A 10,960-nucleotide genomic window follows, 5' to 3' on the forward strand; every position below is an offset into this window, starting at 1 on the left:
CAGCAAATCCCGAGCCGATCAGAGCTCACCGACCGAACAGGAGGCCACCCCCGCGGCACTGACCGCCTGAACCATCACATCGAAGAATCACACGACGACGTCGTACACCACGCCCCTGGACTTGACCTCGCCGAACGTAGCCTCGGTGTCAGTGTCAGGGTGGTGTTGCCGCTTGGTGCGGTGGTTGGATCCTGATCACCTGGTGTCTGGCTCGTAGCCTCGGTGCCGCCCTGGGGTTGGCATGCATGAGTTTTGTCGGCATCAGGTGTGAAGGACCGGCCGGCGTGACTTGATAGGAGCGTGGCCCCGCCCCCACTGAGATGTGTCCGCCGACCGGCCCAACCGTCACCTCACAGTGAATGGAGGCAACCACCATGGTTGTTGTTGGAGCCGATGTACACAAGCGCACCCATACCTTCGTCGCCGTCGACGAGGTCGGCCGCAAGCTGGCCGAGAAGACCGTGACGGCCACCAGTCACGGTCATGCTGAGGCGGTGATGTGGGCCCGGGAACGGTTCGGCAGCGAGGTGGTGTGGGCCATCGAGGACTGCCGGCACCTATCGGCGCGGCTGGAGCGTGATCTGCTCACGGCCGGACAGAAGGTAGTGCGGGTCCCGCCGAAATTGATGGCCCAGACTCGTGCCTCAGCACGTACCCGGGGCAAGTCCGATCCGATCGATGCTCTGGCGGTGGCTCGAGCGTTTCTGCGCGAACCTGACCTGCCGGTGGCCTCCCATGACGAGGGGTCCCGAGAGCTCAAGCTTCTGGTGGATCGCCGGGAAGTCCTTGTCGCCCAACGCACCGCGACGATCAACCGGCTGTTGTGGCGAGTGCACGAATTGGACCCCGCTCACGCCCCCAAGGCCCGATCGATGGATCTGGCCAAACACCAAGGCATCTTGGGCCAGTGGTTGGCCACCCAGCCAGGGTTGGTCGCCGAGCTGGCCCGCGACGAGCTCGCCGACATCGTCCGGCTCACCGAGGCCATCAACGCCGTGGCTAAGCGCATCGGTGAGCGGGTCCGTGCGCTGGCGCCCACGCTGCTGGCCATGCCCGGCTGCGGAGAGCTGACCGCCGCCAAGCTCGTCGGGGAGGCCGCTGGGGTGACCCGGTTCAAAAGCGAGGCCGCCTTCGCCCGCCACGCCGGGGTGGCACCGATCCCGGTCTGGTCGGGCAACACCGCAGGACGCGTCCGGATGACCCGCTCGGGTAACCGCCAACTCAACGCCGCCCTGCACCGGATCGCCGTCACTCAAATCCGTCTCGACGGCCTGGGCCAGACCTATTACCGACACAGGCTCGCTCAAGGTGATTCCAACCGCGAGGCCCTGCGCTGCCTCAAACGCCGCCTGACCCGCGTCGTCTTTGGCCACCTCCACACCGACCACCAAAACCACCAAACAGCTTGCCAACCGGCAGCAGCTTGACATAGGAGAAACTCGTGGCCGAACCGTGGGACAAAGATGGACTCCAGGGCGTGCCCGACGCACGGCTGTATTTTGTGGACGGCCGGACCGCGGCGTTCGAGGTCACCGAGCTCGTGCATCAGCCGGCGAGACACACCGAGGCTCTGCTGGCCCGCGACGGGCATATATGGCCGACACCTGGAAAGTGGTGGTGGACGATCAACGTCGGCTCACCGCTAGACCTACCTCGGTTGCGGACGGCGTACATACAGGTCATTGTGGCCTGCGAATCCGCAGACGTTCAACATCCAACTCAAATCGCTTGGGGCCCAGACGCTGACGAGGATGTCCGCTGGCTCGTACAGGAGTCGTCCTGCTCGATGACAGGGCATCCGGGAGCGGCCGACCCCTATGTGATGGTGGTGCCGAAAGGGGGCGGCGGCGCGGTCGACACCAACCTGGCTGGCCTAACCGACGCGCTCAACGAGTCATTCGCGCGGCAATCGCACATCGTTCCGCATTTCGAGAAGCTCCAGCGGGCTGAAGCTGATGAACGCCACTTGTTCGCCCCAGTGCACTACACCGGCCTGAACGACAGCGTCTCGCTCGGTCTCATGTTCAACAACGATGCCCTACCACCCGAGGCGCCTCCTGTTCCCGAGCACATCGACGCCTTGTGGCTGGCCCCCCAGTTTTCTAAACGCGTTCTACTATGGACCCGTAATACGGGATGGCGGAACCTGTACCCGTACAACTGATCCGGAGTACGTGCGCGGTAAGCTCTTCCGCCTCCGGGTTTGGTGGGCGCCTGCCTGCGTCAAGCAGCCGATAACGGCCACCTATGTCAGGTTGCCGCCAGTGCAATCCGTGATCAGTGAGTCGCTAACGACCAATTGCGTCACCTACGGATCACATCAGAACTCATCTTGTCACTGCGCGACTGCCGCCGGCGTCCCACTTCGCTGTCCAATTGCTCGCAAATTGGACACACAGTGGACAAACTTTTGGGATTTGGACAAACCTACTGGGAACCTACAACGCGGCGAATCTCCAGGTGGCCGGACGGCAGGCTCGACAGCTTGACTCGCTCATGGCGGTTAGGAGCCTCCACGACCAGGTCGGGCGACACTGCCATCACGACGTGCTCGGGCCGCCCATTTTGCCAGTTGCACAAGATCAAATCGCCCGCACGAATGTTCGCGCGGCTCACGGGCGTGCCCGTATGTACCAGGTCATACGTGGTGCGCGGGAGGCTCACTCCGGCCTTGCCGTAGGCCCACTGAGTCAGCCCCGAGCAGTCAAACGCATTAGGTCCCGTCGCGCCCCACACATACGGCGCACCCAGTTTGGACTTCGCGAAGGCGACCGCCCGGTTGGCGCGGTCACTGCCGTTGCCGTCCCGGCCAAAGAGGTCAGAAGTGAGCTGATCGGTGGCGTTGCGTGAGTTTTGGCCGTTGAGCATGCCGGGCAGTCTGGAGAACATACCCATGCCGGGGAATCCGCCGCCGCTACCGCCGCCCATGCCCATCGAGGGCATTCCGCCACCGCCCCCCATGGCGCCACCCATCCCGCGGAACATGCCCGCCTGGGACGCCTGGCCGGCCTGGCGGTAGGCCAACGCCATCTGGCGCATTCGGGTGGCCAGCAGCTGATTTTGTGCCTTGGTGGAGTCGAGTTGACGCTGCATCGCGGCCAGCCGGTCATCCATGCTGGTCACCAGGGTCTTCACCCCGGCCGGTGAGCCGGTAGCCGGCGCGATCGCGGCCGCGGCGCTGGCCGCGCTCTGGCGCACACCGGTGGCCCCGGTGCGACCGTTCTGGCCTTCGGCGGCCCCGGCAGCCGAGGTGCCGTTGGTTTGGGCGTCGAGCCCGGTCACGGTGCCCCAGGTGCGTTTGTATCCGTCACCGGCGTTGCCCGCCCCGGTACTTAAGGCCGAATCCGGCGGGGCGGCCGGCACACCAGGGCCCTGGCTCTGGACCGACCCCGGACCGCCAGCGGCGGGGAAAACGCCTTGGGCAGCGGCCAACACCCGGTCAACCTGCGCGATATACGCGCCTACACCCGAGCCGCCCACCCGCTCAAACTAAACCGACACCACCGGCCACAACCACGCCCCAAAAAACAGGATTCAGAACCGCTGTATCAGGCCTGGGACATGTCCGCCCCGTGCGCGGTGATCTTCTGCGCCGAGGCCTGCAACCGCTGTCGGGTCTGCTCGATGTGCTCCTGCATCGCCGCCAGCCGATCGTCCATCTGCGACACCAGCAGGACCAGGTTGTGCGGGTCGGGCCCCTCGGCCAGCACCGCGCGCGCCCCGGTCGCGGCGGTGTGCGAGATCGCCTTGGCCGACTCGTTCGCCTCCTGGGCGTGCCGGACAGCTTCGGCTACCGAGCCATGCAGAGCGTCACTCAACGCCACCGCGCGGGCGTCATTGCTGCGATAGCGAGCTGCAGCCTCGCCGGCTGCCGACGCCAGGCCGCTGTCCCCCTCGGGAAGGTCCCCACCCGATGGCGCCGCGCTGCGCTGCAGCTCGCCGCTGTCACTCTGCGCAGGGAACAGCGACACGGCCGCGGCAAGAATGCGGTCCACCTGCGCGACGTAGCTTTGCGCGGCGAAATCCATACCCGCAAGGATAAGCCTGCGCATTTAACCGGGCGGCTACGAGGGTCGCCTAGTCAGCCTAATTGCTCGCTCGCGCCGCCGGCCGCCGCGGCGGCCGGCGGCGGCGTGTAGGTTCCACTTCCAGATGGCGGATGCCGTCGCCTCTACCTGAGCCTTTCCAAAATTCCGCTCGGGATGGCGGACGCCGAATTCCATTTTTCGTGGCGGATCCTAGAACCACACGGTTGTCCAGATCTTGATCGTTTCCTGTAGAGAAACGCATTCCAGGCGACCGTCCGCCGACGTCACGAGCACCCACAAGTTCTTGGTACGTCACCGCGTTGGCCAGAGAAGAAGGTCTGGGTGCGTCGCTCCGTTGGTTCGGTATCCGATAAGACGTCCGTCATCTGCGATCGCGACGGTGACTATCCCACGTGCAGCAGGAGGCGCGCCGCAACGACTGTCAGCAAGACCACCTTCGCCGCCGCCGGATCACCGAATTAAAGGTGCGCACCAGTCTCCCGAGACGGTGGAGACGCCAATTGACGACAAAGTGCTGCGCACATGCGGTGCGGTCGATACGTCGTGTGACGATTGCGCGCGAATAATGCACTGCGGCAGCTTGTTTCGGAACGATTCATAGATAATCTACATTATCCATGAGGTATGGCGTTTTGCGGATCTCCGGCGACGTTCGCACCAAGGTCGATTCTCAGTGACAGGTCACGTCGTGCGATTGCGCAGTCCTCCCGGGACTCGAAATCTGCTGCGTAAAATGCGCCTGGGTTCCATAAGAGTGACCGCTACTACTGGCGAACCCCTTCTCTGTCGAGGGAGACAGTTACCGCATCAAAGACTGAGACCTCGGCCGCGTCCCCGCCGTCACGGCCGGTGAACAAATGACCCCAGCTGGTCAAGATTTGCCCTGGTGGGCCCGGCGTACACCTATTGCGGGCCACACGCGTCGACCGCCACGAAGGCCGATTGGTCTTCCCGTCGTTTCCTTGCGACGGTAATTGGCAGGCGGCGGCGTCATATATCAATGCACCGTCCATCCTCCATCGACAACCAACGTCTGTCCGGTCATGTAGCCAAGTCTGTCGCCTGCGAGGAGCGACGCGGCATCGGCGATCTCACCGGGTTGCGCGACGCGCCCCATGGGAATATCGGACTCGATAGCAGATCTCAACTGGGGCTGATTGAGTCGCCAGTGCGTCATCGGGGTTTCAACCATTCCTGGGCAGATTGCATTGGCGCGAATGCCGTATTGCGCATAATCGAGGGCCACTGATCGGGTGAACTGAATCACCGCGCCCTTCGATGTCGTGTACGCGCAACGCCCCGGGAAGGCGACCATGCCAGCTACCGAGGCGATGGTGATTATGTGACCGGTTCCCTGCTTCATCATTTGCGGTAGAACAGCTCTCGTACACAGGAACGGCCCTCGAGCGTTAGTGGCGAGGACTCTTTCCCATTCAGCGACAGTCGTCAAGTGACACGCACCAGCATCCGCGGACCCACTTATTCCCGCGTTGTTAACCAGTACGTCGATGCTTCCGAATCGCTGGTGCACCAAGCTCACCGCCTCCTCGACGCTGGCGTGATCGGTGACGTCGCCTTGTACCGACAATAAAGTCGGCATTGATTCGGCGGCAAGCGAAGCCGGCGGATCACCGAGATCGAAAGCCGCAACGAGCATCCCGTCTTCGACGAGTCGTGAGGTAATAGCTGCACCGATTCCAGACAACCCACCCGTCACTAAGGCGACGCGACGTTCCGACATCCACACACTCCATTCCCAATAGCGGACGTCCGCTCCCGAAGCGCCCGCATGTAAACGCTCAGAAACATCTGAGTTCGTCGGCACCGATTGTGTCGGCTCCGGTCGAATCCTGCGCAGTTTCTTCCGGAACTACCTGCTCAATTTTCGACTGGAACCGACAGATTGAGCGTAACCCTGTTCCGATCGCTACCAGGTTGACCAAGGTCGTCCACGCCGCCTTATCCGAGCCCACTGCGGACTGAGGTTCCCCAGAAAAAGTGGACACGGTTAGCTTGATTGCTGACGTGCTCGTGAGGCGATCTCGGGAAGTCGATGGGTGAGTGAATTGCCCGGGTTTGATGCACGCATCCCGAGCGAGCTTGACTGCCTCTGTCCGCATGCAGGATCGTGCCGGCTACCCCGCCGCCGCGAGTGAACACCGCGGCATCAACAGCTGCCTCGACCAGCTCGGTGCGCATGTGATCGGCCAGCGACCAGCCCAGCACCCGCCGCGAGTGCTCGTCACGGATCGCGCACAGGTAGGCGTGCCCTTCGCCGCAGGTCAAATAGGTGATATCCGATGTCCAAACAGCGTCGGCGCGGCCCCGGTCGAAGTCGCGGCCGACCCGATCCGGCGGGAACGACGCCGTCGGGTCCACCACCGTGGTCTTGACCTTGAACGTGCGGGGACTGATGCCCTCGATGCCCATTTCCGCCACGATCGCCGCGACAGTGTTCTCCGAGACCGTGACGCCCGCGGCGTGCAGATCGGCGGTAATCCGCGGCGACCCGTACGTGCGTTTGGATGCCTGCCAGTGCGCGAGGATCTTCACCTCCAGGTCTCGGCGCTGCTGCTGACGCGCAGACAGCTCGCTGCGGCGTTGCCGGGCTGCCCACGCATAGAAACCCGACCGTGAAACACCGAGCAGCTGTGCAAGATTCGATACATCGTGGTCGGCGCACTCCGCAGCGATGAGCTCGAAACGACTCACCTGTGTTGCTGTGCCGCAAAGTACGCCGATACATTTTTCAGGAACGCGATATCACGATCTTTGTCGGCGACCTCCGCGCGCAGCCGGGCCAATTCAGCCCGCTCACCCGCCGACAGGTCCCCATCGGGCGGCACTATGCGTGCGCCGGCGGCAGCCCCGTCCCGGATGCGTTCTGCAGCGACCCATTTCCGCAACAGGTTCTCATGCAGATTCAGCTCCCGGCCGACCTCGGCAACCGGCCGACCACCATCGATCACCCGCCGAGCGGCCTCCACCTTGAACTCCGCCGTAAACGGCCGACGAGTCCTGGACATACCCACATCCTCCCAGCGGAACCCCGTGCCCCGCTATCTCGGGGTGTCCACTGAAACTGGGGAGGCTCAGACCTCAACCAGCGCAAGCGGAGGGACAGCGACGGCGGATGATCGAGCGCGTGTCACCGGGCGAGCACCGTAGCGAGGAACTGGACCATCTGGCCGCAGCACGAGACGCCGCTCCTGCGATGCTGCGATGCGCCAAAGACCTGAATCAGACTGCAGCGCAATGGTTGACTGATCCGCTGGTCACGTCAGCTTAGGCGCCGTCTACCCCCCCACGAGCTGACCCGCAACGGGCACACCGAATCGTTCGAGTCCCTGACTGGAAACACGCCTACAAGCACCACGGGCAACTCGCGTCGCTGAGATGCGAACCCCTAGGCCCCACAACGCCTCCCGCTGTGCCCACCGATGAATAACCTTCGTTCGCCTTGGACCAAGTGATTGCGCCAGGACGGACTAAGCATGGGCGATTCTTCGTCCGCCCGGGACAGTTTCAGGACGACATTTCCCGACAACGATTGAAGCGAGCATGCATTGATCTCCAGCGCCGGACGTACCAAAAGGATGGGCTCTGATGGACCTGACCGAAACAGCCCTCACTATGGGCCAATGGGAGAAGTTAATCCACGCCGCCGAAACGGGGACGGTATCCGAGCCGCTTGAAAATGTGCATCGCGAGCGCGGCAACAACTTCGACGTGATATTCGTTGGCGGAGGTGCGGGCGGTCGGTTCGGCTCTGCTTACGCCAAGGCTCGTGGCCTCCGGCAACTGGTGATCGACAAGTGGCCATTTCTTGGCGGTTCCTGCCCACATCAGGCCTGCGTCCCACATCATCTCTTCTCCGAGGCTGCACGTGAGATCGACTACATGCGATGGAACTCGGACACGTTGTGGTTCCCCAAGTTCGAGGAAGAACGCGCCTCAATCGTCGACATGATCGCGCTGTTCAAGAGGGGCCGTAACAACGCGCACGCCTTCATGAACTGGCAGAGCAAAGAGCAGCTCGATATGGAATACATTGTCAATACCGAAGCAATCGTTATCGACAAACACACCGTCGAGGTCAACGGCGAACGATTCAGCACACAAAATCTCGTACTCGCCACCGGGGCGCGGACCTACTTCCCGCCCGAAATCGGGGGGCTGGACAAGGCAGGCGTGTACGACTTCGAGTCCCTCATCGACCCAGGCTTGGACTACGAACCGACCAGGTGCGTGATCATTGGCGGATCCAAAGTCGCCATGGAATATGGATCGTTCTTCCAGGCGACCGGCTGTCACACCACGATCCTCACTCGGAGCCCGCTGATGCGGACACGAAGTCTGCACCACGTGGACGAGGACCTGCGGATCTATGTTGTCGACAATATGCGGCTCCGCGGCATCGACATCGTCGAAGGATGCGAACCGCTCGAGGTTCTTGGTGACGACCGAGCCGTAGCTGTGCGGGTCCGCTATGCCGACGGTACCGAGGAGGTCATCGAGACCGACTTCGTCTTTGTCGGGACCGGCGAACGACCCAACACCAAGCCCCTCGTGGACGCACTAGGCATCGAGATCGACGAGAAAGGCTTCGTCAAAGTCAATTCGCGGATGCAGACTTCCGTACACGGCGTGTATGCGATCGGCGACATCATCGGTTCGCCGATGGAGATGTTCAAGGCACGGAAATGCGGTATGACCGCTGCACGCAACATCTCGGGCGAGCCTTTCGAATTCGACTTCAGCCAGTTTCCCGACTTCCTGCACACGACGTACGAGGTGACCTGGGTTGGATTGACCGAGGAAGAGGCACGGAACGAATACGGTGATATCTCTGTCATCCAAATGCCGCCTCAGGGAATACGCCACGAGGAGTTGTCATTGCCGCTGTCGGAGGGCAGCATGCTCTACGCATTCACCCGCCCAGAACTCACGGGATTCCAGAAATGCATCTACGACAACAAGAGTCGTCGACTACTGGGCGCTCACCATTGCGGCTTCGGGGCGAAAGACGCGTTCCAGTACCTGGACTACCTGATCAAGAAGGGCATCACGATCGACGAGATGGGAGAGATGAATGAACTGTTCCTCAATCCCGAGCACTTCATCCAGCTTTCCCGGCTGCGGGCCGGCAACCCTGACCTACAAGACCTCTGACGGATAGAAGTTGTCGACTGGCCAGCGTGCCGCACGTTCACCCAGTCCCCGCGAACCACACCGCTGTCGAGCTGCACAATCGGCGAGTACAATAGCAAATGCAGTGCAATCGCCGTGCCGCGCCAAACCGACGACGGCCTCAATCGCGAACTAAAAGAGGTCTATCCGCATCCGCCGGTTATGCCTGTTAGTCATCCATCTCAGCCCCGGATCGGACGTGGGGGGACTGCCCCGAGTTCAGTTGACTCGCGGGGTGTGAATTTCAGGCCGCGGGTGCGACCGGGGTGTGGAGCAGTTCGAACTCTATCGGGGTGAGTCTGCCGAGGGCGCGTTGGCGGCGGCGTCGGTGGTAGGTCCGCTCGATCCACGACACGATCGCCAGGCGCAGTTCGGCCCGGGTGGACCAGCGTCGCCGGTCGAGCACGTTGCGTTGCAGAAGGGCGAAGAACGACTCCATGGCGGCGTTGTCCCCGCACGCACCGACGCGGCCCATCGATCCGTGTAACCCGTTGTGCGACAGTACCTGGACGAAACTTCCGTGACCGAAATTGACCAGGTTCAACCGGTCGAAGCAACACCCTGATAGTTAGGTGTGTCCGATGGTTCGCCGTCAGCAAGCAGCAGATCGCGCTATTCGTCGTGCAATGAGGTCGCCGGGGGCGCCACCGCATCAGCGTGAGACCGAGCGACTGTTCTGGATCGAGATCGCCAAAGGCTCGTTGCCGGCGGCGGCCGCGATCGCGGTCGGCGCGTCGCAGCCAGTTGGGCAGCGGTGGTTCCACAACGCTGGCGGGATGCCACCGTTCGATCTCACGCCACTGTCGGGACGCTACCTGTCTTTCCGTGAGCGCGAGGAGATCGCGCTGCTGAGGGCCCAAGGTGCCGGGGTGCGTCAGATCGCTCGGGAGATTGGTCGCGATCCCTCCACAGTCTCCCGCGAGTTGCGCCGCAATGCCGCCACTCGCGGATACACATCCGAATACCGCGCGTCGGTTGCGCAGTGGAAGGCCGAGCTGACGGCCAAGCGTCCGAAGATGGCCAAGCTGGTCACCAATCCGAGGCTGCATGCCCTATGTCCACGAACGGCTCTCAGGGCAGATCAGTAGACCCGATGGTTCGATCGTGGCCGGGCCGCCGCGGTGGACCGGCAACAACAAACCGCACCGCAAGGACCGAGCATGGGTGCAAGCATGGAGCCCGGAGCAGATCGCCAACCGGATCAAGCTCGATTTCCCCGATGATAAGTCCATGCGTATCAGCCACGAGGCGATCTATCAGTCGCTCTACATCGAAGCCCGCGGCGCGCTCAAGTGTGAGCTGGTCTGGTGTCTTCGCACCGGGCGGGCGCTGCGCGCGCCACGAGAACGTTCCCTCCGCATGGCCTGGGCGCACGTCACACCCGAGACGCTGATCAGCGAACACCCCGCAGAAGTCGCTGACCGTGCGGTTCCTGGGCACTGGGAAGGCGATCTCTTGATCGGGCTGGAGCGCTCTGCCATCGGAACAGTTGTCGAACGCACAACACGGTTCACCCCGCTCATCCACCTGCCCCGCGAACAAGGTTACCGGCACAAGCACACAATCAAGAACGGCCCAGCCTTGGCGGGCTACGGGTCAAGTCCAGGGGCGTGGTGTACGACGTCGTCGTGTGATTCTTCGATGTGATGGTTCAGGCGGTCAGTGCCGCGGGGGTGGCCTCCTGTTCGGTCGGTGAGCTCTGATCGGCTCGGGATTTGCTG

8 protein-coding genes and 2 pseudogenes are annotated in these 10,960 nt (G+C 62.7%); 4 read left to right on the top strand and 6 right to left on the bottom strand.

Going from position 1 to position 10,960, the window contains the following annotated elements:
- Positions 1-359 precede the first annotated feature (359 nt).
- Together HPC46_RS32830 and HPC46_RS32835 are read left to right on the top strand one after the other, a co-directional pair.
- Positions 360-1,427, top strand: coding sequence for an IS110 family RNA-guided transposase (locus tag HPC46_RS32830; RefSeq protein WP_179476212.1), 1,068 nt, complete (start codon positions 360-362; stop codon positions 1,425-1,427).
- A gap of 14 nt (positions 1,428-1,441) precedes the next feature.
- Entirely contained in the window at positions 1,442-2,164 is a 723-nt protein-coding gene (locus HPC46_RS32835) for a hypothetical protein (RefSeq protein ID WP_005148440.1), read from the top strand.
- 263 nt (positions 2,165-2,427) lie between these two features.
- Here the strand turns inward: HPC46_RS32835 and HPC46_RS32840 are convergent, their stop codons facing one another.
- From HPC46_RS32840 to HPC46_RS32860, 5 genes are all read right to left on the bottom strand, one after another.
- On the bottom strand, positions 2,428-3,480 hold the full coding sequence (locus tag HPC46_RS32840; protein WP_216087404.1) for a C40 family peptidase: 1,053 nt from the start codon (positions 3,478-3,480) through the stop codon (positions 2,428-2,430).
- A gap of 68 nt (positions 3,481-3,548) precedes the next feature.
- Positions 3,549-4,028 carry a hypothetical protein gene (locus tag HPC46_RS32845; RefSeq protein ID WP_036424913.1) on the bottom strand — a complete coding sequence of 160 codons (480 nt, stop codon included), beginning with the start codon at positions 4,026-4,028 and terminating at the stop codon, positions 3,549-3,551.
- Positions 4,029-5,046: 1,018 nt separating this feature from the next.
- On the bottom strand, positions 5,047-5,790 hold the full coding sequence (locus HPC46_RS32850; protein WP_005148444.1) for an SDR family NAD(P)-dependent oxidoreductase: 744 nt from the start codon (positions 5,788-5,790) through the stop codon (positions 5,047-5,049).
- A gap of 218 nt (positions 5,791-6,008) precedes the next feature.
- Positions 6,009-6,761 carry an IS3 family transposase gene (locus HPC46_RS32855; protein WP_005148447.1) on the bottom strand — a complete coding sequence of 251 codons (753 nt, stop codon included), beginning with the start codon at positions 6,759-6,761 and terminating at the stop codon, positions 6,009-6,011.
- The gene (locus HPC46_RS32860; protein WP_005148449.1) at positions 6,758-7,075 is read right to left on the bottom strand and encodes a transposase; all 318 of its coding nucleotides are present in this window, start codon (positions 7,073-7,075) and stop codon (positions 6,758-6,760) included. The genes HPC46_RS32855 and HPC46_RS32860 overlap by 4 nt, the downstream gene beginning before the upstream one ends.
- Before the next feature lie 580 nt (positions 7,076-7,655).
- Between HPC46_RS32860 and HPC46_RS32865 the strand changes: the two genes are divergently transcribed.
- Positions 7,656-9,221, top strand: coding sequence for an FAD-dependent oxidoreductase (locus HPC46_RS32865; RefSeq protein WP_005148450.1), 1,566 nt, complete (start codon positions 7,656-7,658; stop codon positions 9,219-9,221).
- Between the two features lie 262 nt (positions 9,222-9,483).
- Here HPC46_RS32865 and HPC46_RS32870 read toward each other — a convergent pair.
- A pseudogene (locus tag HPC46_RS32870) lies at positions 9,484-9,772 on the bottom strand (integrase core domain-containing protein); the annotation flags it as partial.
- A gap of 48 nt (positions 9,773-9,820) precedes the next feature.
- Between HPC46_RS32870 and HPC46_RS35385 the strand changes: the two are divergent.
- Positions 9,821-10,838 (top strand): annotated as a pseudogene (locus tag HPC46_RS35385) (IS30 family transposase); the annotation flags it as partial.
- Positions 10,839-10,960: the final 122 nt, after the last annotated feature.

This window comes from Mycolicibacterium vinylchloridicum (genome assembly GCF_013404075.1).
GTDB lineage: Bacteria > Actinomycetota > Actinomycetes > Mycobacteriales > Mycobacteriaceae > Mycobacterium > Mycobacterium vinylchloridicum.